The following is a 23,915-nucleotide window of genomic DNA, read 5'->3' on the forward strand; positions in this document are numbered from 1 at the left end:
GACGCCGTCTTGCGGGAACGGCGCGCGACGTAGGACACGATTGTCCAGCAAGGGATAAAGGATTCAGCCATGCAGCATTATGCGGCATAATTGACCCTTTTCAGTTGGTTGCGATGAGTCCTGCCCAGTTATCCGCGTGGTACCCAGCGCCGTCTGCCGTCTCTCCACGGGCGCGCGGCTGGTTGCAGAATCGCGGCTCGCTTACTCAGCTCATCCAGCAGCGATGCGGCGATTTTCGCGTGAAGCAGATGTTCCAGTCTCTCGACAAGGCGTGCGGGGATGAGCTTGCGGTGATGAACCTGCGCCGCAACGAACTGGCATTGGTGCGGGAAGTATATTTATATTGCGGCAACACCCCTGTCGTATTCGCGCATTCCGTCGTGGCGCGGAAAGACCTCCGGGGCGCATGGCGCGGCTTGAACGGCCTCGGCAACCGTTCGCTGGGAACGGTATTGTTCACCAACCCCATTATCAGGCGCACGCCGCTCAGATTTAAAAAGTTGAATCCCGCTCACCCCCTCTTCCAACGCGCCTGCCAGAAGTTGAAGGTAAAGCCACGCGGGCTATGGGCGCGCCGTTCGCTGTTCAGTTTACGCGGGCAATCCATCCTGGTGACAGAAGTGTTTCTTCCTTCCATACTGGAGCTGGCATAGTGACGCTCGCGCAACGCCTCGGCCATTACGAAAAACTGATGCGGCTGGATAAGCCCATCGGCATACTCCTTTTGCTGTGGCCAACGCTGTGGGGTTTATGGCTTGCCGCAGGCGGGGTTCCCAGCATGATGGTGCTGGCCATATTCGTCATGGGCACGGTGCTGATGCGCTCTGCCGGTTGCGTAGTGAACGATTACGCCGATCGCGATTTCGATGGGCATGTAGAACGCACCAAAAACCGGCCGCTCGCCACGCGCGTGGTGAGTACCAAAGAAGCGCTGCTGCTGGCGGCGGGCTTGAGCCTGTGCGCGTTCATACTGATCCTGCCGCTGAACCGGCTTACCATTGAGCTCTCGTTTGTCGCATTGTTTCTTGCTGCAAGCTACCCCTTCACCAAGCGCTTCTTTGCCATGCCCCAGGCATATCTCGGCATCGCTTTCAGCTTTGGCATTCCCATGGCCTTCGCCGCTCAAACGGGTGAAGTGCCGTTCATGGCGTGGTTCCTCATGGGCGCGAATATGCTTTGGGTGATCGCTTACGATACGGAATACGCCATGGTGGATAAAGTGGATGATCTCAAGATCGGTATCAAGACCTCGGCCATTACTTTCGGCCGCTTTGACGTCGCGGGCGTCATGGCTTGCCATGCAACTTTTTTGGGTGCGATGGTCGTGGTAGGAATCATTCAGAAACTCGGCGTGATTTATTACATCGGGTTGTCAGTAGCGCTGGGGCTGATACTTTATCAATATCGCCTGATCCACGACCGCGACCGGGCGCGCTGTTTCAAGGCATTCCTGCATAACAACTGGGTGGGCGCGACCATATTCGCCGGGATTGCGCTTGATTATCTTGTAAATGCAAACACACAGGCACCCCTCTCATGAAATACAAGGACCTGCGCGATTTCATCGCCCAACTGGAACACCAGGGGGAACTCAAGCGCGTCACCGCCGAGATCGATCCCCATCTGGAGATGACGGAAATCTGCGACCGGGTATTGAAAGCCGGCGGTCCCGCAATTTTGTTCGAAAAACCCAAGGGGCACATCATTCCCGTACTGGGAAATCTGTTCGGTACGCCCCGCCGCGTAGCGATGGGCATGGGGCAGGAATCAGTCGATGCGCTGCGGGAGGTGGGAAAGCTTCTCGCCTACCTCAAGGAACCCGAGCCGCCCAAGGGTTTGATGGATGCGTGGGAAAAATTTCCAGTGTTGAAGCAAGTGCTCAACATGGCGCCAAAGGAGCTATCGAAAGCCCCCTGCCAGGACATCGTATGGGAAGGCAGGGACGTGGACCTCGGCAGGCTGCCCATCCAGACCTGCTGGCCAGGGGATGTTGGCCCCCTGATCACTTGGGGGTTGACCGTCACCAAAGGGCCGCACAAGACGCGCCAGAACCTGGGCATTTACCGCCAGCAGGTGATAGGGCCGAACAAGCTGATCATGCGCTGGCTGGCCCATCGTGGCGGGGCGCTCGATTTTCGCGAGTTCTGTTTGGCCAATCCCGGCCAGCCGTATCCTATTGCGGTGGCGCTGGGGGCGGACCCAGCCACCATACTTGGCGCGGTCACGCCCGTGCCGGATACCTTGAGCGAATACCAGTTCGCGGGACTGCTGCGGGGCGCGAAAACCGAAATCGTCAAATGCCTGAGCCACGGTCTGCAGGTTCCGGCCAGCGCCGAAATCGTGCTGGAAGGATACATTTATCCCGGCGAGACAGCGCTGGAAGGCCCCTACGGCGACCACACCGGCTATTACAACGAGCAGGAGACTTTTCCGGTATTCACCATCGAGCGCATCACCATGCGCCGCGACCCCATCTACCACTCCACCTACACCGGCAAGCCCCCGGACGAGCCCGCGATACTGGGCGTCGCGCTCAATGAAGTGTTCGTGCCCCTGCTGCAAAAGCAGTTCACCGAAATCGTCGATTTCTACCTGCCGCCGGAGGGCTGTTCCTACCGCATGGCGGTGGTGAGCATGAAAAAGCAGTACGCCGGTCATGCCAAGCGTGTCATGTTCGGCGTATGGAGTTTCCTGCGTCAGTTCATGTACACCAAATTCATTATTGTTACCGACGATGACGTAAATATCCGGGACTGGAAGGAAGTCATCTGGGCCATTACCACGCGAGTCGATCCCGCAAGGGATACGCTGATTGTCGAGAATACCCCAATCGATTATCTCGACTTTGCCAGTCCCATATCGGGCCTGGGCGGGAAAATGGGGTTGGATGCCACGAACAAATGGCCAGGGGAAACCAACCGGGAATGGGGAAAGCCGATTGTGATGGATGAGAAGGTGAAGGAGAGGGTGGATAAGATTTGGAAGGAGTTGGGATTGTGATAGGTCCTCCAATGGTCGAACCTTCTTGTAATAGCCGAAATATTCCTCGGCCAATCCAACGGGAAGTGCGGCAACGCTGCGGATTTGGATGCGTCATTTGTGGACTGCCTCTTTACGAATATGAACACATGGAGGGGTGGGCTCTTGTCCAAAGGCATGTTGCGGAGGAAATCACGCTTCTTTGCGATCAACATCACCGCGAGAAGACGGCGGGTCTCCTACCCAAAGAAACCGTAAAAGAAGCTAATGCGAACCCGTTTAACTTACAAAAGAGTGTTTCTAAGCCTTATACGCTTCATTTCTCAGGAAAGCAGGCGGAGATCATTATTGGAAGCAATAGCTTTACCTGTGAAGATCAAGGTTACGGCACAATCATGGTTCCAATCAGCATTGACGGGCTTCCGTTGGTCGGCTTTGTCTTAGGGGATGGTCACCTTCTACTTAATTTGGCTGTCTTCGATGAGTACAATGTATTAGTGCTGCAAATAAAGGATAACCACCTGTATTACTCTACCGTCCCTTGGGATATTCAGCTCGTTGGCACAACGCTTAGGATTCGAGAAGCACATCGCAAAATTTTATTGGAAGTGGAGTTTAAGCCCCCAAATAAAGTAACAATTAGCCGAGGACGTTTCCTAAGAAACGGAGTTGAAGTGCTTGTTCGCCCTGACAGCATCCTAATTTCCAATAATGGAATGTATATACGGGGTAACCATGCACACAATTGTTACGGAGGTTTAATACTCGGCCATCATGAAAGACCAATGCCCGGTTTCTTAGCGGTTGACAACATCTCTCGCTACCTTGGCGACCGAAAGACCATGCTAGAGTTTACACGGGAATATCAGCTCAAAAGCGCTGAGTCTCAGTTTGACGAATAATAGGTGCAGACTGAGCCGATTTGCATTTTCCGAATTCACTCGGTCTCCGCCGATTATCATAAGCCAAAACTATCCAACGATGCAGCTAGGTGCATTCCCACACTTCAGCGGCATTAAGCACACCTCTGAATATGAAAATATCTGACGATGGCCAATTAGAGAGTCAACCCGTCGAACACTTAACACTAGCCTCGGTTGAGGACTTGTATAGGCTGGCGGATCAGTTTGACTTGGGATCACCGAAACCTCTGTACCGAGGGCAGTGCGACTACTCATGGAGACTGGAGACTCGACTCGAGCGAAATGTTCCGAGAGTTGTTATTAACGATGTCGGTTTAGAAACATATGAATACCGAATCCTTGCGGAATCGCAACGACGACTCCACCAATTCCTTGGGCCGCTTCCTGATGAAGATGATCGCCTTTCTTGGCTTGCACTATTGCGCCATAACGGGATTCCCACGCGGCTTCTCGACGTTACTCATTCTCTTTTTATTGCATGTCATTTTGCGCTGCGCGATGCTGAGCAAGACAAGGATGCAGTTGTCTGGATATTCTCGCGGCACGCCATCGATTTTGCGTTTACCCTCTGGAACTCAGCCATCGACGATACGTTCATCCGTCCAACACCCTTTACAGTGGCTAGTTATGGAGAACCTTACTATTGGCCATTCCCTAAAAAACTCGCATCCCTCCCGCAAGCTGTGAGTATTGAGACATTACGTATACCCGGAATCGGAGGTCGGTGGTTAGATCGTAATGCCACTCTTGAAGCAGCTATGCGTGGCTACATTGAAAAACCAGGGCTGGCAGTTTCCGAGCCATTCTGGATATCCCGTAGAATGGACGTCCAGCAAGGTGCGTTCCTGATTCCTTTTAATGTGAGGGAATCATTTGAAAAGAATTTATTCTCGTTCTTACATATTTCCGCCGAGGAACAGGAAGAGCGGGTAGTACCGACAAATAAAGATGACCTTTTGAATCTCTGGCGCTTTTTTAGGATTATCAAGCTTCGTATCCCTTCGAGATTACATAGTATCCTGAGAGCAAAGCTCGGCACTATGAACATTCGGGACCTAACGTTGTTCCCAGACACGGACGGGGCTTTTGCCCAAATCACCGCATATTTACCCCTAAATGGAAGATAAGTTAAAGCGGTCTGAAGCCGTATAATAAGCTGATCATTTCCGCTCCCCTACTAGCTAATTTAGCCTGTCGGTACCCAATGTCCCATTCGCTTCTACTACAGTGCGACCCATGCGATTCGGCCGTCTGTTATTGTCGCTGTGGCACGGCTTCACAGCCGGTCAGATACCAGAACAGCTCATTCAAGCTGGTAATTGACGTGCATGCAGACGGGAGGTTTCCCACCCTCCGCGCGAGCCCGAGATTGGAGCTAAAGAGCGCACCCTCTCTTTGTATATGAAAGGCATGCCGATAGCCTGCATTGCAGGAACCTTGCACGTCCCTGAATACGTTATTGCCCACCATGACAAGCTGCTCCGGCGCCAAGTCGAGCAAGCGTGCGCATTCCTCAAAAACCTTGGGATCGGGTTTCTTTCTTCCCAGCTCCGCAGTCAACACCCCGGCATCCGTCAGCGGCAGCAGGCCGCAAACGTCCAGCTTCTGCCGTTGTGACGCGGGTGGATTGTCAGTCAAAATTCCAATGCGGTAGCCTGATCGGCGAAGTTGACGCAAGGTCGCCTGTACGTCACCGTAGAGCGGACAATCTTTCGGCTGCGTTTGATTGTAGGTTTCGATCATGCGGAGGCGGATGGCATCACACAATTCCAATTGCAAACACAGCGCATCGAAGAGGCACGCGTGATTGCCTTCCTCAATGATCTGCAGAGCCTTGGAAAGAAATGCTGTGCGCGCGGGCAGGACAATTTGTTCCTCATGCCAGGTCAGCTCCAGCTTGCGGATCATCCAGGCTTTCTGATCAAGCAGTGTATCGTCCAGCTCAAACACGACTCCCCGCACCTCGTCCAGCTTTAAATCCGGGATGTTGCGTTCCTCCAGATAGCGCAGCGTCCTTGCATGTGAACCTGGAGCGGGAAAGCCGTTGATCACATCGGCCTCGGCCGGGGCCGCGGCCCCACCCCCCAGTAAAAAGGCAATAGGGTTAAAACCGACAGTAAGACTCAAGGGCATGGATGTGCCGGCACGTGAATTGAGGTCGGATACCCAGCAGCGATCGCCAGTCCGTAATATCTGCAGGTTCATAGGCCCGCGCGCTCCTAAAGGGACGGTGCGCTCCAGAACGTGCTGGGCGGTTTCGCGAACATGGGCAGGGGCGCCAGGCTCGCAGAGGATCGCGAATCCATTTTTTGAGCGGATTCGGCGCCGGAATGCAAGGGGAGAAAGGTTGCTGTCAACGCTGATAGAGAAATCAACAGAGTATTCATCAAATTCATGCAGACAAGGCTGCCATATGAATTCCTGGTTCTGGTCGATTGTAAGTTTCAAAAAAGCTTCGCGGTCAGCAAGGACATGCAGGCCGCGGGCTCCCCAACCACGCCGCGGCTTGCCAATCAGGGGAAAAATCGCGTCATCATCCAACGGTGAGATGTAGCAAGGCAATGAGGGCAAGCCTTCCTCGATCAGCCAGCGATAAAACAGAAGCTTGTCCCATGCGAGTTTCAGCAGTGAAGACCCGGAGACATAAGCCACAACGCCGCTTGCGGCAAAAGCATCGTAGTGAGGGGCCAGCAACTCCACTTCATGTTCAGTGGAGGCGAAGATGGCTTCCACACTCTCCCGTGCGCACAGAGGGAGAATAAAATCCAGGAATGCCTGCTTCTCCTTTGAAAAAGGCACCGGGAAGAAAGCGTCTGCAAAATATCGCGCGACGTTTTCCTCATTGGGGTCCGCTACCAGAATACGTATTCCCGCCACCTTGCGGAGGGCTTTTATCAAGCCAAGGCCCTGAAATCCTCCACCGAAGACAAGGACATTACGGCACCTCATGCGGTTGCTTTGAAACGAATAGTCCGGGAAATTTTAAGATAACCGGTCGAGACCTTAAGTGCTGTGCCTGGGTGGCGAGGAGAAGATGCAGCGTATTGAGTTGTGTGGGGGGTCAGAAGCCTTGACACGTCTTCTCCAAGGGGCGTTTAGGACTTGTATCTCTTGAAACACTTTCAGCTTGCGGGAAATATCTCTTTGCGCTTATATATTCGTTGGCGACTCCTGGAAAACAGTTCAATTTATCAAAACTGTCTACCGAAGTCATTAGATTCATATATAAATGGGTGAAGCCCTCTGCCAGCGCTTCCCCAAGCCTGATAGGCCCTAGCGCCAGCAGAGAATCAGCAACCGTTATCCAATTATGTCCTCATTAACGTTCAGCGGCGGATGCCCTGTCAGGATTATTTGAAGGTCATCACCGTCATATACGTTCACTGTCAACAGGCCATTTCCATTGACCTTCTCATAGATCAGCTGGCTTGGCTTGAAGTCCTGATTGCCTAGTGGCCAGCCTCTGTCGGCATCGATTGCTTTCAGGTCTATCCTGTCGCCTTGTCCCCGGTTGAAGCCGACAATCGTGTCGCGACCATTAGGAGGACTCTCCCCCACCGAGTTGAAATCGAACGTATCCGCTCCGGTTCCGCCTGTGAGCGTGTCCCGGCCGCTTCCACCCGTCAAAATGTCATTGCCGGGTCCTCCGTTAAGCCGATCATTTCCGCTTCCACCATTGAGGGTGTCGTGACCGGTTCCGCCGCTTAGCGAATCGTTCCCCGAATCTCCGTTGAGTATGTCGTTGCCCGCTTCACCAGACAGCGAATCATTGCCGGTCCCTCCATTGAGCCGGTCGTTTCCGTTTCCGCCGCGCAGGGTATCATTTCCAGCATTCCCGTTTAGCGTGTCGTTGCCCGATTCGCCAAATAGCCGGTCGTTACCGTTATCCCCATTAAGCCTGTCGTTTCCGCTTCCGCCGTTCAGCCTGTCGTTACCGTTTTTGCCATTGAGAATGTCATTACCCGCCAACCCATTGATGGTGTCGTTCCCGTTGGTGCCATCCAGATCAGAGCGCCAATGCCACCACGGGTTGTTAAACGTGTTGTTATCGTTATATTTCGTTCCTGTAATATTAGCCAAGGTCATCTCCTTAATATCGAAAGTTGAACCCCAAGTTGGATAAGTGCACCGTTTACAGGCTCAGGATGACGCGGCCTAGCGGGAATATCAGTGGGAAACCGAACAGAAATGCGATTGTGACGGGTGCCCGGAGATCAGCTTCCGCATTCGATAGCCTGATACTTAGACGCAAAAAAGTAAGAAGCCACAGGGAGATATACGTCTTCCGTGGCTCAGCATCAGGCTAAAAGGGTCTTACCTTATTTCACAAAATAAAGCTCCCGCCGAAAACCGCAGCGACAAGTTCGGCCTGTCCCGGGGTCAAGTTTGCGGGATAGCCTTGATTTACCCCATAACGTTTTAATGTCGCAGCGGATACCTTTAGTTCATCTCATGCCAAGCAAGCTGTCAGCACGGTGACACCCCGCAGAGCTGCTGATCGCAGCCCGACCAGTGGCAGCAAGTCCGCTCGCAACTGCCCCAGCAGATGGAATCCAGCGGCCAGGGGAGGCAGGTGCGGTTATCCCGGACGGTGCATCCTTCTCCCGGCGGCGTGCAAGCTCGCTGGGAGCAAATCGTTCCGTTGGGACCGCAGCATCGCTGCGACCAGCCGGTTGCCGCATTGCACTGACACGGGCCGCACGTCTGAGGCTGCGGCGTGCAGCCACATTCCGACCTGCAAGCCCTTATGCAGTCCGCATGCTCCCTGCCCGTGAGGCCAGCACAGCCCTCCCGGCATTCGCCGAGACAGGCGAGGTCACATGCTTGTGGCTGAACAATACTTGCGCTGTGATCCGTAAAACCTGAGGCCATTTGATAATGGCGATAATACCCTCTTGTCCTGTAGGCTGAGGACTCGGCGGTAAAACCGGGCATATTCATTTCAGATCTCCTCACATTTGGCAAAAATTGCCATAGGCACGTATTTCCTTTATAGATGGCAGTGCAGGAAAAACAAGCCTTGTAAGTTTGTTTGCGCGCAAAAAGGCGTTAGCTGGTCTGCTCCCCACTTTCTTGTAGTCTGCGTCTGCTCTTCTGATCGCAGATTGTCAACTGGCCCAACCCATCCTCCATCCCCAACACCCATCCCCAACACCCATCACCAACACCCATCACCAACACCCATCACCAACACCCATCACCAACACCCATCACCAACACCCATCACCAACACCCATCACCAACACCCATCACCAACACCCATCACCAACACCCATCACCAACACCCATCACCAACACCCATCGCCCATATCCCTGCCGGACTTGGGCGCCGGACCGGCGTACGTAGTACCCAGAAATCGAGGTCACGCATTAACGGTTGATTCAAAGCCACCGCGCTTTACGTCTATGGTTGCTTGGGTGGGAATTCGTAAAGCCGAGCTTGACAAGGCGCTTTATGTCGCCCATGCATATATAGGCAAGTTCCCGGAGAGAAAATCGGACAGACCTCGGGTTCACATCGGTGTTGCCTTCCAGCGAGGAATAACTAATGACACAGCAAACGGAAACGATTGACCCTGTATCTACCCATGTGGTCGTCGGCGTGACACTTGCGCTAACCATCCTCGTCAGCGCCTACCTATTGTTCCAGGTCCAGCCGCTGATCAGCAAATTCATCTTGCCCTGGTTTGGAGGAAGTCCCGCGGTCTGGACCACTGCGATGCTTTTTTTTCAGTGTCTTCTCTTCTTCGGGTACTCATATGCTCATCTGGTTTCACGGTTTTTATCGATCAGGCAACAGACGCTTGTGCATATAGCGTTAGTGATGCTTGCCGCTTATTTGGCCACTTTCGTTATCCCTGGCGAATACTTTAAACCCACTGGCGCCGAGAGCCCGATATGGCAAATCTTGTTACTGCTTGGCGCGTGCGTGGGCATTCCATACTTCTGTCTCGCGACCACTGGGCCACTTATCCAATACTGGTTCAGCCATGCTTACCCCGGTCGGTCACCTTACCGGCTGTATTCACTGTCGAACTTCGGATCATTCCTGGGGTTGCTCTCGTTTCCTTATCTTTTTGAACCTTTTTTTGAGTTACCGCAGCTAGGCAATTATTGGACAATCGGTTTCTGGGTCTTCGCGTCGTTCTGTATTGCAGCTGCGTTTCAAATGTTCCAACGGCATTCATGGTTTTCTTCCGCTGATCATGACGCTTCCTCTTCGGCAGAAGGCATGCAGTCTGAACTACCTAACCATTGGCAACGCGTTGGCTGGGTTGCCCTGCCCGCACTTGCTTCTCTGACCTTTATCGCGACAACAGATCGCGTGAGCCATGACATAGCGCCTGAACCGCGACTGTGGATCACGACGCTCAGCTTGTATCTGCTGACATTCATTATCTGTTTCGATCATGAGCGGTGGTATCGACGCCGTCTTACCGCCATCGTGTGTATATTGACCATCCTGATCCTGACTGGCGCTCAGGATATAACTGAGCGATTGGGATTCGAATGGGACCCTGGCGTAACCCAGGTGCGCTGGAGCCATTTTCTTGCGATGTTCCTGATCTGCTTCATGTGTCACGGCGAACTGGTAAGGCTGCGCCCAAAGTCCCGCGAGCACCTGACGGAGTTCTATCTGTGGATGTCTTTTGGAGGCGCTTGCGGCGGGTTATTTGTCGCGCTTGTCGCCACCAACCTGTTTGACGAATTTTACGAATGGACATTATGCCTGTTGTCGGCTATCGCCTTGGGCACCTACATATTGGCTTCGAGGCCAACATCCACGCTACAGGTAATTCAAAACAAAAAGGCAGATCAGGTTAGACGGTTTTTATTTGGTGCGGGCGCTTTACTGGCCGCTGGCGTCGTATGTTTTTGGCTGGATCCTTTCCAGTGGCGGCAACGTTCCTCACCTGAGTTTGAAGAAGCTTATCTTCATCGCAGCCGTAATTTCTATGGAACTGTTGCGGTCAAGGAACGGGTACACCGGACAGATCCATCCCAAAGCTACCGGGTGTTCTACAGCGGACAGGTCAACCATGGGGTTCAATTCACTCATCTCGACAAACGCGCGCTACCGGTTTCGTATCACTCCAGGGAGAGCGGTGTCGGCGAGACCCTGGAGTACGCTAAATCAAAGTATTTGGAAATACGAGTAGCTATCGTCGGCTTGGGTATTGGGACTTTGGCCACGTACGCCCGAGAGTCGGATCATTATGATTTTTATGAAATCAACCCCGAGGTGATCCAGATTGCCAACCAGTGGTTTGATAACGTCCCCCGGTGCAAGGCAAGGACGCAGGAAACAATACTGGGCGATGCGCGCCTGAAGCTGGAGCAGGCGCCAGAAGATGTGCAGTATGACGTTATCGTGCTTGACGCTTTTTCGGGTGGTTCAGTTCCTATTCATCTGCTTACCACGGAAGCGTTTGAAATTTACCATAGGCATCTGAAGCAAAACGGATTCATCGTGATTAATATCACGAATCGATATTTGAACCTTTATCCCGTAGTCAGACGCCAAGCCGAGCACCTGGGCATGCGCTTCCGCAATAAATTCCAGTCTGGGGAGCCTGGCCGTTTGATTCGCAGCAACCACTACTTCATCATGACTGATGATCCCGAGTACTTGTCCTCATTCCCATCAATCAATCCGCGTTACTTTGACGACAATGGCAATCTCATTCGGGAGGTTGATCCGAATATTTCACATGTTCCCTTATGGACAGACCATTTCAGCAGCATTAATCCGATTGAGATCCGCAATTAAACGGTTTGTACCGTATTCTTCTTCGGAGCGCGTCCGGCAGATTAGAGGTGAGCTAATGAAAATCCCTGCTTGCTACCGCAAGATTCCCCAGCAGATGACTATGGTCCACCAGCCGCTTGGCAATCACGTGTTTAACCTCACTTTCGGATTGCCATACCCCATACACAGTCAACAGTCGCGCGCCCAATGCTTCGCGGCGGTGCTTCTGGATCAACTGGTTCCATAGGACAACATTGATTATTCCGGTCTCGTCTTCCAGCGTGACGAACATGACACCGCTGGCTGTGCCGGGACGCTGGCGGCAGGTGACGATACCCGTCGTCCGAACCAGCCGCCCCGGCGGGCAGCTATCCAGCTCCATCGCCGAGCGCAGATTCATCCGGGTCAGTTTCGGCCGCAGCAGGGCCAGCGGGTGCCTGCGCAGAGTGAGTCCCGTGCTGGCGTAGTCCGACAGGATTTCCTCCCCCTCGGGCGCGGCGGTGATGACTGGCAATGCTTCCTTCACTGGCGCGCCTCGCATCATGTCCTGCTGCCTGATGTGGGATGCGACCGCCCATAACGTCTGCCGCCGGTGGCCTGACAGGGCGAGTAACGCATCCGCGCTGGCGAGCGCGCGGATTTCAGCGGCGTTCAATAGTGCGCGGCTTGCCAGATCACCGGTATTTTCAAATGGCGAGGTTTTCCCTGCCTCCATGATGCGCGTGGCCGCTTCCCGGCCAATTCCCTTCACTCTATTCAGCCCCAGCCGCACAGCAGGCAACATGGATAGAGCAGGTGCGGTGGATGCAATGGATGGGGAAGAATCATCAGTCTGTTCTTCAAGCGTGCATTCCCATTCGCTGACAGTCACGTCCACAGGCCTGATCTCAACACCATGCCGTCGGGCGTCCTGAATCAGTTGCGAGGCGCTATAGAACCCCATCGGCAGACTGTTCAGCATGGCGCACAGGAAGGCGGCGGGCTCATGGCATTTGAGCCAGGCCGATACATAAACCAGTAGCGCGAAGCTGGCGGCGTGAGATTCAGGAAATCCATATTCCCCAAAGCCTTCGATCTGGCGGAAGATCTGCTCGGCAAATTCGAGTTTATAGCCGCGGCTGACCATGCCCCCGATCAAGCGAGCACGGAAAGAACCGAGCAGACCTTTCTTTCTCCAGGCGGCCATGGAGCGCCGCAACTGATCTGCCTCGCCCGAGGTAAAACCAGCCGCTTTTATTGCCAATTGCATGACCTGTTCCTGAAAAATAGGCACGCCGAGCGTACGCTTCAGGGCGGCTTCTACCCCTTCGCCCGGATAGCTCACTTCCTCCAGCTTCTGGCGGCGGCGCAAATAGGGGTGCACCATGTCTCCCTGAATCGGGCCGGGACGTACGATGGCGACTTCTATCACCAGATCGTAGAAGTTACGCGGTTTCAAACGCGGCAGCATGGACATTTGCGCGCGCGATTCGATCTGGAAGACGCCCACCGTATCGGCCTTGCAGATCATGTCGTAGGTCTCTTCATCTTCCTTGGGAATATCCTGCATCCGGAACGGGATTCCCCGGCGGGCGGAAACCAGATCCAGTGCGCGGCGAATGGCCGAAAGCATGCCGAGCGCGAGCACGTCGATTTTCATCAGCCCTACCGCGTCCAGGTCGTCCTTGTCCCACTGGATGATGCGGCGGTCCGGCATGGCGGCATTTTCAATGGGAACCATACGGCACAGCTTGTCGCGGGTAATGACGAAGCCACCAACATGCTGGGATAGATGACGCGGATAGCCATACAGGAGGGTGGTCAGCGCAATCAGCTTCTGGATAACCGGGCTGTCGGGATCGAAGCCGTTTTCGGTCAGGCGCTGGCGGATTTCCGAGCTGTTGTCCCACCAGGCAAACGAGCCGGACAGCCGCCTGACACGTTCGAGATCCAGGCCGAGAGCCTTGCCGATATCCTGGACCGCCGAACGGGTGCGGTAGGTGATGACCGTGGCGGCGATGGCGGCGCGGTCCCGGCCATATTTCTCATAGATATACTGAATGACTTCTTCCCGGCGCTGATGCTCGAAATCGACGTCGATGTCCGGAACTTCGTTTCGCTCCCTGGACATGAATCGCTCGAACAGCAAATTGCTGCACTCGGGGTCGATCTCGGTGATGCCCAGGCAATAGCAGACTGCGGAATTGGCCGCCGAGCCGCGGCCCTGGCACAGAATGCCTTGCGAACGGGCGTGCCTTACGATATCGAATACCGTCAGGAAATAGGGTTCATAGTTGAGTTCGGCAATCAGATCCAGTTCATGCTCAACCTGCTTCCTGACCTTGGCTGAAATGCCATGCGGAAAACGGGTGGCGATGCCCTCTTCCACCATGCGTCGCAGGTAAGCGGCATAGGTTTCGTCAGTGCCGGTCAATTCATCGGGGTACTGGTAGCGCAGCTCATCCAGGGAAAAAGTGCAGCGGGCGGCAATGCTTACCGTTTCCGACAGGAGTTCCAGGGGATAAATTTGTTCCAGCTGCAATCTCGAGCGCAAGTACTGCTCAGCGTTGGGCTGCAGGGCATAACCGCATTCCGATAACGGCTTGCCCAGCCGGATTGCGGTCATCGTATCCTGCAGGGGTTTATGGGAAGCATCATGCATGCTGACATCGCCTGCGGCCACAAGCGGCATGGCCGTGGTATCCGCAGCCTGCCGTATTCTTCCGAACAGGACATCTTCGGCAGCATGAAGCAAAAGCTCGACAGCGGTCCAGCAGCGTCCGGGGAAGACCGACAGCACCCAGCGCATGTCATCAAGCAAAGAGCGCTCTGCCTGGGCAGGATGAGGTATCAGCAAGACCAGGCAGTCTGGTAATAGCGCGAGATGAGGTGCATCCGGGCAGCTTTCGAAATCAGCGCGGCTGATGCGGTAAGCACCTTTTTCAGCGCGCCGCCGCGCCAGCGTGATGAGCTCGCACAGATTGCCGTAACCATTCCGGTTCATGGCCAGGCAAACCAGCCTCAATCCATCCTCGAGGATGAATTCGCTGCCGATCAGCAAATGCAGTCCTGTTTTTTTCGCTTCCGAATGGGCTCTCACCACCCCTGCCATGGAACACTCATCGGTGATGGCCAGCGCCGCATAGCCCAGGCTTGCCGCGTGCTCGACCAGATCTTCCGGCATGGAGGCGCCTTTCAGGAAACTGAAGCTGGAACGGCAGTGAAGTTCAGCGTAGGAGGGAACGAAAGAATTCATGGAATTCATGGGTAAGCTCATGATGAGCAATGGCTAGCCAAACAGTCCCTGCAAATACCAGCTCCAGTTTTTGGCCTCTGCGTTATGTTCGCTATGTTCGCGGTAGATCCACAACAGCTGGCCAAGGTCGTTCTCCGCAATGAAATAATCGCGCGCGACCAGCGCATCATCCCACCAGCCTGCTTCGATCCGTTCCGGTCCTGCAATCAGTTTTAACGGGGAACCATAAACAGGCTGCTGGCGTTGCAGCTTCAGCTCCAGCGGGGCTTCCATCAGCCAGGCAGGACGGGTCAATTCAGAAGGCATGACTTCCCGGTGTTTTTCCTGGCCTGGAACACTCTTTCTCCCATTCATCGCGCTTATTCCCGGCGTCTCGAATCGCTGGCTGCGTTCCGGCCGGTGGTCAGGAATAACCTTCAAACCCATGACTGCCTGAGGCCCAAGGCGGGCGGAAAGCTTCTCGATAAACCGGTTCAATGAAGTAGTTTCTGATTGCGCATGTGGGAACAGTTCAAGATTGGCATCCATCCCCGCTGCTATTTCATCCGCTGCCAGTGTCAGCTCGCAAACCGAAGCTGCCAGTTTTGTTCGCTCCAGGCGTTCACGCAGCAGGAGCATCAAATGTCCCGGCTCGCCGCTCTGTTCGGAAAGCTGTATATATACAGGCGTAGACCGGTGCGGCTGCCGGAGAGAATATTCGTGATGCAACACCAATGAGAAGGCGCAAACCGCTGCATGCCGTGAAGCCAGCCAGCCGCACATCTGATGGATCATTCTCTGTACGGGGATCAAGAGCAGTTCCACGCTTTCAATTTGAGCCATCAGCCTCATCTTTTGCTGAAATTGTTCCGGCGCCTTAAACCATTTCTGTGGATCGGGGGCCTCTCCGTAGGCGCGATCCATTTCCGCCGGCAGATCGGGGCCGAACCGCCGCGCTATTCCGCCGCGAGGCAATCGTCTCAGATCAGCCAGTGTCTTGCAGCCTATGCCGCGAATGACTTCAAGGTGAGGCTCGGCCGATTCCAGCAAAGCGACGGGGAGGGAATCGAGCAATAAGCGGAGTTTGGCACCCGCTCCATTGATTATGGTTCCGGAGGGTGTCGATCGAGCCAGCAGCCACGCCCCCTTCGGGGTAGGAGCAACCCCCGCGCAGAGTTGCAGGCCTTGCGCGGACACTGCCTTTATCAGCAACTGGCACAACTTTTTCAGGCCGCCAAACAACTTCAGACTTGTGGAAACTTCCGCAACAAGGCCGCTGTGTTGCAAAACAATATTGGGCGTGAAACGTAACGCGGCATATGCGGCGTCGTGCAGCGCTTTCATCTCCTCATTCGGATCCTGTTCCATTACCACCAACTCGGAAAAAAGAGCCAGGGCGGTGGCAAGAGGTTGATGAGCCATTATTCCCCGCTCTTGCGCCAGCTTATTGGCCTGCTGGATATATATCCGGTTGCCTTTTCGCGCAGTTACCGCCATTGCCGGAATGAGCGCCACGGGAAACCGGCGCTCAATACAGTCAAGCGATAGTGCGGGACAATGAAGAGCGATCCACAGCATTGTGTTGGGCTGGAGCGGATAAGGTGGATAGAGGCGCCGGTGTAGTGGAACCGGGTAAGTGCCTGGTCCAGGGGAAGGAGGTGAGGGCAATGCGAATGGGTAAGGCAGCGGGGGCGCCCCGGCGCCTGAGCAGGTACAAGGAAAGAGCATGCCTACGTGCCGAACCGAGCAATAATCTTAGGGGGGCTGCGGAAGTTTCGGATTGCGCGCCGGCTGGCCTGAGCAAAAAGACCAGCGCGGCGGCAGACCTTGCCAGGATTTGCAGTTTTCGCGTCGTTTGCTGGCTTACCTCGGGTAGCCAGCCGATAACTGCGCCAAAGGCAGCGCTCCTGATACCTTGTTCAAGCACCCATAACCGCTCGACAGGTTTGTAAACCCTGGCCATTACGATCCGCCGGCTATCGATATTCAGATTCTCCCATGCATGCATATAAGGGAGATAAGGAGGGCCTACCAGCAGAATATTTCTTCCGTTATGAGTAGTCTCTGCAAGCGGCGGGCTCAATAAGCTTATTTCCCCCATCCCTGCCGCCGGTAGCAGCAACTCGGTCAGATTGCGGGTGGGCCATCCCCCTCCGGGCAACTCACCATCCAGTTCATCAAAGCCACTGGAAAGAACCGGCTCTGCGGAAGATCCCAGCGCATCGCCTCGCCATATTCTGCCCCTGAATCGAGCTTCGATTTGCAAAAGCGATAGCGGCGCCAAAGGTGGGGAAGCAGGCATCGGCATGGCAATAACTCATCATTACCGGTTGGGGCCGACGCGGTGCCCGGAAGTGGAAGCTTTTCGAAACAGGCCGACATAAAACCCGTAGATTTCCAGTTCATGTCCGGGCCGGATGGGAGGGTAATCCTGGCTTTGTTTCTCGTTGCGTGCTTCCAGATAATAACCCTCCTTATCCCTGGCAAGGACCTTGAGGGTGAATTCATTATCTACGATTGCCAGCACGACCTGCCCTGGCGAGGCTGAATTGCTGCGTTCGATAATCACCATGTCTCCCTCAAGAATGCCCAGGTCGATCATCGAGTCGCCTTTGACGGGAAAGAGAATGGTTTGAGAGGGTTTTTCGATCAGGTAATCGTCTATGCGCAGCAATTCCGGCTGAACGTCGGCAGCCTGTTGAGGCAGCCCCGCACGAACCGCGTGCCCGACCGTTCGCTCGAAAAAACGGGGTCCGGGGCGCAGCCGCCCGCCCGCCGCTGTTTCCAGAAAGTCTTCTTCCTTTAAGCGTTGCACGATCTGGTGTGTCCAGGAACGCGCCTTTACGTTCCACAGCATAGATAACTGCGTAGTTGAGGGAATGATTCTTTCCCGGGCATAGTAATCCTGAAGCTTGCCAAGGTAAGAGAAAATGTCGAGCTGTTGCATGAGAGAAAGGAATTGAGAACAGTTGATCTCATTATAGAGAACAATTGTTCTGAGTACAAATTAACAGGCGCCCAAAATCCCGGCTGCTATCAGCAAAAAAAACGGCCATCATTTTCGATGGCCGCTGCCGAGGGTAAGTTTCAGGACTACATCAGTGATGAGACGGGTTTCGTTGCGCAGGGGTGAGTTGGCTCTTCCATTCATCAGGCAGGTTCTTAACCCAGCTATTGTATACGTTGGGAATGGCAAGAACTCCTTGCCCGCCATAGCCCGCCAGACCGCTGATGCGGTCATCAGTGTGGGTACTGCTGTTGCTTACGAGCGAAACCCGGCCTGCCACTTCCGCGTCGGACACATTGCCGTCATTGTTGGGATCGACGTCAACGACAATAAGCTCATTGGAGAACTTGCTGGTGACATAGGCATAGTATCCCCCACCCTTTTTCGCACCAAAATTTGCTCCGTGGCAACCCGGATCGCAGGGAAGCATCTTCACCACGCGGTCGGTACGCGTGTCGATGACTATGATCGATTGACCCATATTAGCCACCACTACTGCGCGACCATCCGGGGAAACGGGCAACTGAATCGGAAGGATGCCGACCGTTGCCAGTCCATCCCCATCGCGGTCCTGGATTGTTCCGTCAATGGGGTTATAGTCGGCAATAAGGTTGATGGTTTTTAGTAACGACCCATTCCTGTCGAGCACGCTCACGCTATGATGCAACAGGTTCGCCGCGTAGGCCTTGCTCGAATCAGGCATCATGCCGATAGCGATGGGGTGAGCGCCCGGGGCAGACCCTCCGGTGGAGGTTCTTTCCAGGATGACTCCGCTGTCGATGTCATAGAAGCCGACATCGTTAGTAAAGATATTTGGCGTAACCACCTGGTTTCCGTCCGCGCTGATCCAGTGCCCATGAGGATTTGTGGCAAGCTGGCCGGATTTCTGTGTAGGCATGATCTCCTTGACCTTGGTTGTGCCCGCCGGGATGATCGACACCCCATCTTCGCCGTTGTTGGTGACCGTGATGTCGTCATTGTCCGGGCGGGTCATGACATGGGCAGGGGCCTCGCCCACGCGGATGTTTTTGATCAGCTTGCCCGTCCTTTTATCGATCATCGTCAGTTTGTTGTCAAACCATTGCGTCTGAAAGACAATCGATTGATCCCTGTTGGTCCACATGTTATGGGGATTATTCATATTGATCTCCGGCAGGGCGATCTTGCGGGTTACTTTCCAGGTCGTGGTGTCAACGACGGAAATGGTGCCCGGTTTGCTCTTGCCCGCCGTTTTTTCAAACTGGGTATCGACCCATACCTCGCCCACCCCATGGATACGGGGCGGAACCGGCGGTGTCAAGACGGTGTTGTTGCCGTACCGGGCGATCAGCACTTCCGATAAATTCACGGAAGCTCCGCCGGTGATGCGGACCGAAACGTTGGGATACGTTATGTTCCATGGCTTGCCGGAAGTGTAATCCTGCCAGTTGTTGGGAGCGGTGGCGACAAAGAAGGTTCTCAGCAGGAAAGTGGCCAAATCGCTGCTAGTGGGCAGGTTCTTTATGCCCGGGGCCAGATCGATGGTTTCGCCGAGATCAAGACCATCGGTGGCGGGATCGTCCACGATGACCGCGCCAAACATGTATGGATGCACCTTGCAGGTAAATACATATAGACCGGGTTTGGACAAATGTAGCAGCCCCCCGCCTTTATAGGCCCTGGCCTGGTCAAATGGCAGGTGCGGCGCTCCACTGGGCCATATCAGGCTGGTAATCGAATGTACCGTGTTGGTGTCCGACATGATGAAATTGACGCTACCGCCGGGAGGCAGGACTTCCAGCGACCGGGTGCCGCCGGTAATGCCAAATATAGTGTCGGCGCGGGCGCTCCTGAACCAGCTGCTGGGTTGATCCGAAATTATGAAGGTGACGAGGCCGGGGTCGTTGCTGGTATGGCCAAAAATAGCTCCATGGGGAGATGCACCGGCGATGCTGGTTCCCATTTGGGGGGAGCCTACGGGATCAACCCTGAAGCTGCCGTGCATCCCTGCTTCCATGTGGGAAAACAAATGGCAGTGGTACTGCCAGTTGCCTGGCCCCACGCCCGAACCTGCTTTAACCGTAAACACATGGCTATCGAAACGGTCGGCTAACAGTTTCGTATCGATAATGCCAGGCGTGCCGCTGTGTTCAACGGTCCCTTTCGATAAATCGTGGTGGCGGTGATCATCGTCGTCATCTCCGTGCCGGTCGCCATCCCCATCTCTTCTGAAATGGGAGTAGTCATCCCTGTCCTTGTCATGCCGGGAAGCGCTATCCTTACCCTTTCTCGTTTCTGTAACTGGTTTGAGCCATCGGTGGGCATGCAAGTGAAAGGTGTGCCCCGGTCCCACCGACAGGATATGGAATCTCACAATGTCGTTATGAACGGCGCCCAGAGTGGGATTGGTCCATAACGGTGTCTGTGTGCCGTCCTGGGAAATTTCCGTTCCCCAGAAGGTTGAGCCGACCATGAACAGGACTTGCTGCTTTTTGACGTCCTGTCGCTTCACCGGAACAATGCGCCCGTCAGCGTCAAGGTAGCTCTCCACCTTCCCGTCGGGCCTGTCAACGACGATTGCGCCGAACAGGCCGGTAAGCCCCAGTTTCTCGTCGTGGTAGAGGTGGGTGCCCCGTGCGCTGGTATCTACGCTATAGTTTCCTGTTTGGCCCGGCGCGACCGTTCCGCCATGTGAAAGGCCGGGTACCTTGAAACCTACTTTTTCCTTGGTATTGTTGACGAGCTGCACGCTCACCGAGTCACCCTGCTTTACGAAAAGGGTCGGACCTGGGATGACGGCGGTACTGGGGTAGTGCGAGCCCTGGTTTCCACTATGGCTGACCATCTTGTAGCCAGGTTGCCCGTTAGGCAGTATTTCGGCTGACAATACAATGTTGTGGGAAGCAGCCAGGGCCATGGTTGAACCGAGTGGTATGGCTGCGATCAGCCCGAGTGCCATCGCAGTCAATAATTTCATTCTAAGTGTAAATTTGTTCATCCTTTGTCCTCTGATGTCCTGTTGGGGCGTTTTATTATTGGGTGACATTAAAGTCGCCCCTCATGCCCATCAAACGATTTGAGAAATTTTTGTCGAGGTAATCTGTTGAATGTGAGGACTTGATGGTGAAAACGTGGTTTTCGAGCGGACCGATGTCGGCTCTGTCGATGAGGTTATTGGTTCCGGGATCAACCCATCTGTAACCTTTGAGCCTGAACTGATGCAGGTCGGTTCCCATCGCAATCAGATGAAACCTCACATTGTCCCCATGTTTTGCGGTCAAGGCAGGGTTGGTCCAGCGGGGCGTTTGCTGCTTGCTGACGCCATCTATCTCCGTTCCCCAAAAGGCATCATCGCCCAGGAAAAGCACATAATCCTTCTTGATGCTATCGACGGATACGTTCCGGATTCTGCCTTCGGCGCTTGCAGTAACTGTCCCTGATTCCGGGTTGACAATGAGGGCGCCGAACAGCCCCCGGTGTTCAGAGCCATTGTGCGTCGCGAAGTTGTGGTCGTGATACGGCCAGGTGCCCGCTGTGCCCGGCGCCACATCCCAAAGATAAGTATAAAAACCGACAGGGTAGGCGCCTTCATCTTCAACCTTGTTGATAACCTTCAGCGTGCCGTCGCTGAGGATCATGTAATGGACGCCGTGGGGATGGACGCTAACCTGCTGATCGGGCCGCATGGTTAAGCCATTGCGAATAGTGAGGACCACCTTGTCCCCTTCGTTGAGAACAATCGTGGGACCTGGAACCGTAGCTTCGGTGCTGTAGCGGGATGTGATATCAGCGCCGTTGACGGTGTGCTGAACCATCCGGTAGGCAAGCAATCCATCAGTGATTTCTTCCGCGGTCATTTGAATCCGGTGATCGGCGCTGACGCTTTCCCCAACGGGTAGAAAAAAAGCCGCGAGAAAGAGGGCTGACGGTATTATCAGGCCAGTGCGAAAGCGTCCGAATTGCGTCGAGATTGAGGTGTACCCGGCGTTATCAGAAGCACAAAACTCCCCGATAGCATGGCTTCGTCGAAACTTCATTTTTGGAAGGCTCCCTTGGTTGATGAGTTAGTTGACACGAAGCAGAGTCGGACGCGAATTGCCCGGCTTGAGCTGGTTCGCATTGATTCTTCAGCTGTTCAATCGGACAGTGCAGCGGCGCAACCCATTGCAGTGATCGTGGCTGACCATTTCTGACAGGAGAGTTGAAGTGCCGAGTGCCGCATTGACATTGAGGAGCCTTAAGTCAGGCTGCCCCGATGGCGCTATCTTTTGGTGGTGATTATGAGTTACTAAGGGAGGAAGGCCACGGGAGGGTTGTACTTATTTTCTTAAGAGGATGTACTTGTTTTTGGAGTTGTATCAGTACATTTGCCCCGAGACATGGAGGAGCGTAAAGAGGCGGAGAGGGTAGGTTCGGGTCCCTCCGCGCTTGAGCGGAGCTATAAGCCGTGGTTGGGGTGCGCCGAGCGCGGCTCGGTGATTCCTACGTCGCGGTGATGAAGTTTGGCAAACATGAAAAGGTCAAAGCGGTTCGTGATCTCCAGCTTGCTGAAAATGGATGTCAGATGGTTTCTTAACGTTTGTTCGCTGATGCACAACTTTTGCGCGATTTTCTTATTGGAAGCGCCCGCTTCGTTTGCAAACGCGGTGACGATGGCACGCTCTTTTCGGGTAAGCGCACCGATTTTTTTGGTGATAGCGGTGGGCTTTTGGCCAGCACGAATAAAGTTGATAAAGATACGTCCTGTCGTGCTTCTGTCGAGCCAAAGTTCGCCAGCATGAACTTTCTCAATTGCCTTGAGTATGTTGTGCGTGGGCTCTTCTTTGAAGACTACGCCTCGCGCTCCATTCAGCACAGCTTCGTCGATGGCGGCCTGGTCGTGACACTCTGTGAAGATGATGATGTGAAATTGTCCTTCCCTGAGCAAATCCGGGATGAGGTTTCCGCTTTTTTCCACTCCAAGACAAAGGTCGAGTAAGAGAATATCCGGTTTTTTTTCCCTTGCCACGTGCGCGGCCTCAGGCCCGTTGGTCGCTTTGCCCACGACCTCCATGCTCGGCGACTCGGCGTTGATAAGTTTTTCCAGTCCCCACAGAACGATCTGATGACTGTTAATGAGCAGGACACGGATAGACATGAGGAACGTGGAGATGTAAGTTAATTTTTTTTTTGCCACGATTGGAAGTTAAAAAAAGCATAGTTTAAATTTCTACATTACGCAAATAGGGTTATTCGTTTGCGCATGGTTAAAAGTTGGCTTTTTTTCAAGGCGTTACTAGGCGAATGTAACGGCGACGAGTATGGCAGTCCAATTGGGATTCATTTCAAGATTTATAAGGATCGGTATGGTTGCGTCGTGCCCGAGGGGGAGATATTTACCGGAAAACGGCAGTCAATGTTTTTTCGCCATGAATAATTCAGCGGTTCCCAGCTGGGCTTGACATTTGCTTCGATCCGCGATATTGCTTGCGACATTGTTGGGAAGCTAATATGATTCCCACGGATTCTCGGGGTCAAGCTCACCCGTTCCGTCATTTTTTGGTAACACCCAAGCTCTACACTCTACGTTTCAGGACGCTTGCGCTCCGTGCTGTGAAAGTCTATGAATAGATTTCAAAATAGTGAAACGAAGTATCGTTGGCCGTTCCCACGCCGCCACTCGACGCAAGGATTTACGTTGCTCGAACTGCTGGTCGTGATGGTCATTATTGGATTGCTGGCAGGCTATGTCGCTCCCAAGTATTTTTCTCAGGTGGGCAAGTCTGAGGTAAAAGTTGCGCAAGCGCAGATTGATGCCCTCGAAAAGGCTCTGGACCAGTACCGCCTGGACACCGGCCACTACCCGACTACGGAACTAGGGTTGACCGCATTAATGACACGTCCGGCGAACGAGCCAAAATGGCAGGGACCATACCTGAAAAAGGCGGCCCCACCGGATCCATGGGGGCGGCCGTATATTTACAAGTATCCGGGTGAACGCGGGGAGTACGATTTACATTCGTTGGGAAAGGACGGTCAGCCCGGCGGTGCGGGCGAAGCGGCGGATATCACCAACTGGTAAGT

At 54.1% G+C, this 23,915-nt stretch carries 16 protein-coding genes; 7 read left to right on the top strand and 9 right to left on the bottom strand.

Features of this window, described 5'->3' with window-relative positions; all coding sequences use genetic code 11:
• Positions 1-113: 113 nt before the first annotated feature.
• The 5 genes from C8R31_RS07955 (at position 114) to C8R31_RS07975 (ending at position 5,029) form a co-directional block, all read left to right on the top strand.
• Positions 114-653, top strand: coding sequence for a chorismate lyase (locus tag C8R31_RS07955; protein WP_107693557.1), 540 nt, complete (start codon positions 114-116; stop codon positions 651-653).
• The gene (gene ubiA / locus C8R31_RS07960) at positions 653-1,540 is read left to right on the top strand and encodes a 4-hydroxybenzoate octaprenyltransferase (RefSeq protein ID WP_107693558.1); all 888 of its coding nucleotides are present in this window, start codon (positions 653-655) and stop codon (positions 1,538-1,540) included. The genes C8R31_RS07955 and ubiA overlap by 1 nt, the downstream gene beginning before the upstream one ends.
• Entirely contained in the window at positions 1,537-3,000 is a 1,464-nt protein-coding gene (ubiD, locus tag C8R31_RS07965) for a 4-hydroxy-3-polyprenylbenzoate decarboxylase (protein WP_107693559.1), read from the top strand. Before ubiA ends, ubiD begins: the two co-directional genes overlap by 4 nt.
• Positions 2,997-3,881: a hypothetical protein gene (locus C8R31_RS07970; protein ID WP_219907483.1), complete on the top strand. Its 885-nt coding sequence runs from the start codon at positions 2,997-2,999 to the stop codon at positions 3,879-3,881. The genes ubiD and C8R31_RS07970 overlap by 4 nt, the downstream gene beginning before the upstream one ends.
• A gap of 131 nt (positions 3,882-4,012) precedes the next feature.
• Positions 4,013-5,029 (top strand): FRG domain-containing protein, encoded by a 1,017-nt coding sequence (locus C8R31_RS07975; RefSeq protein WP_107693561.1) that lies wholly within the window; start codon positions 4,013-4,015, stop codon positions 5,027-5,029.
• 127 nt (positions 5,030-5,156) lie between these two features.
• Here C8R31_RS07975 and C8R31_RS07980 read toward each other — a convergent pair whose 3' ends face one another.
• Together C8R31_RS07980 and C8R31_RS16650 are read right to left on the bottom strand one after the other, a co-directional pair.
• Positions 5,157-6,851, bottom strand: coding sequence for an HAD-IA family hydrolase (locus C8R31_RS07980; protein ID WP_107693562.1), 1,695 nt, complete (start codon positions 6,849-6,851; stop codon positions 5,157-5,159).
• A 351-nt stretch (positions 6,852-7,202) separates the two neighbouring features.
• On the bottom strand, positions 7,203-7,982 hold the full coding sequence (locus C8R31_RS16650) for a calcium-binding protein (protein ID WP_308811264.1): 780 nt from the start codon (positions 7,980-7,982) through the stop codon (positions 7,203-7,205).
• 1,468 nt (positions 7,983-9,450) lie between these two features.
• Between C8R31_RS16650 and C8R31_RS07990 the strand changes: the two genes are divergently transcribed.
• The gene (locus tag C8R31_RS07990) at positions 9,451-11,673 is read left to right on the top strand and encodes a fused MFS/spermidine synthase (RefSeq protein WP_107693564.1); all 2,223 of its coding nucleotides are present in this window, start codon (positions 9,451-9,453) and stop codon (positions 11,671-11,673) included.
• A 52-nt stretch (positions 11,674-11,725) separates the two neighbouring features.
• Here C8R31_RS07990 and C8R31_RS07995 read toward each other — a convergent pair whose 3' ends face one another.
• The 7 genes from C8R31_RS07995 to C8R31_RS08025 form a co-directional block, all read right to left on the bottom strand.
• Positions 11,726-14,896, bottom strand: a complete 3,171-nt coding sequence (locus C8R31_RS07995; protein ID WP_107693565.1) for an error-prone DNA polymerase — start codon at positions 14,894-14,896, stop codon at positions 11,726-11,728.
• Positions 14,897-14,920: 24 nt separating this feature from the next.
• Complete coding sequence (locus tag C8R31_RS08000) at positions 14,921-16,381, bottom strand: DNA polymerase Y family protein (protein WP_258192629.1); 1,461 nt, start codon at positions 16,379-16,381, stop codon at positions 14,921-14,923.
• Between the two features lie 22 nt (positions 16,382-16,403).
• A complete protein-coding gene (gene imuA / locus C8R31_RS08005) occupies positions 16,404-17,174 on the bottom strand; it encodes a translesion DNA synthesis-associated protein ImuA (protein ID WP_107693567.1) in 771 nt (256 codons plus the stop codon).
• A 15-nt stretch (positions 17,175-17,189) separates the two neighbouring features.
• Entirely contained in the window at positions 17,190-17,813 is a 624-nt protein-coding gene (locus C8R31_RS08010) for a LexA family transcriptional regulator (protein WP_107693568.1), read from the bottom strand.
• A 151-nt stretch (positions 17,814-17,964) separates the two neighbouring features.
• Entirely contained in the window at positions 17,965-20,850 is a 2,886-nt protein-coding gene (locus C8R31_RS08015; RefSeq protein WP_219907484.1) for a multicopper oxidase domain-containing protein, read from the bottom strand.
• 34 nt (positions 20,851-20,884) lie between these two features.
• Entirely contained in the window at positions 20,885-21,889 is a 1,005-nt protein-coding gene (locus tag C8R31_RS08020; protein WP_107693570.1) for a multicopper oxidase domain-containing protein, read from the bottom strand.
• A 401-nt stretch (positions 21,890-22,290) separates the two neighbouring features.
• Positions 22,291-22,989 carry a response regulator transcription factor gene (locus C8R31_RS08025; RefSeq protein ID WP_107693571.1) on the bottom strand — a complete coding sequence of 233 codons (699 nt, stop codon included), beginning with the start codon at positions 22,987-22,989 and terminating at the stop codon, positions 22,291-22,293.
• A 465-nt stretch (positions 22,990-23,454) separates the two neighbouring features.
• Here C8R31_RS08025 and gspG point away from each other — a divergent pair, with 465 nt between their 5' ends.
• Entirely contained in the window at positions 23,455-23,913 is a 459-nt protein-coding gene (gene gspG / locus C8R31_RS08030; protein ID WP_107693572.1) for a type II secretion system major pseudopilin GspG, read from the top strand.
• The last annotated feature ends 2 nt before the right edge of the window (positions 23,914-23,915 follow it).

Source organism: Nitrosospira sp. Nsp2, assembly GCF_003050965.1.
Taxonomy (GTDB): Bacteria; Pseudomonadota; Gammaproteobacteria; order Burkholderiales; family Nitrosomonadaceae; genus Nitrosospira.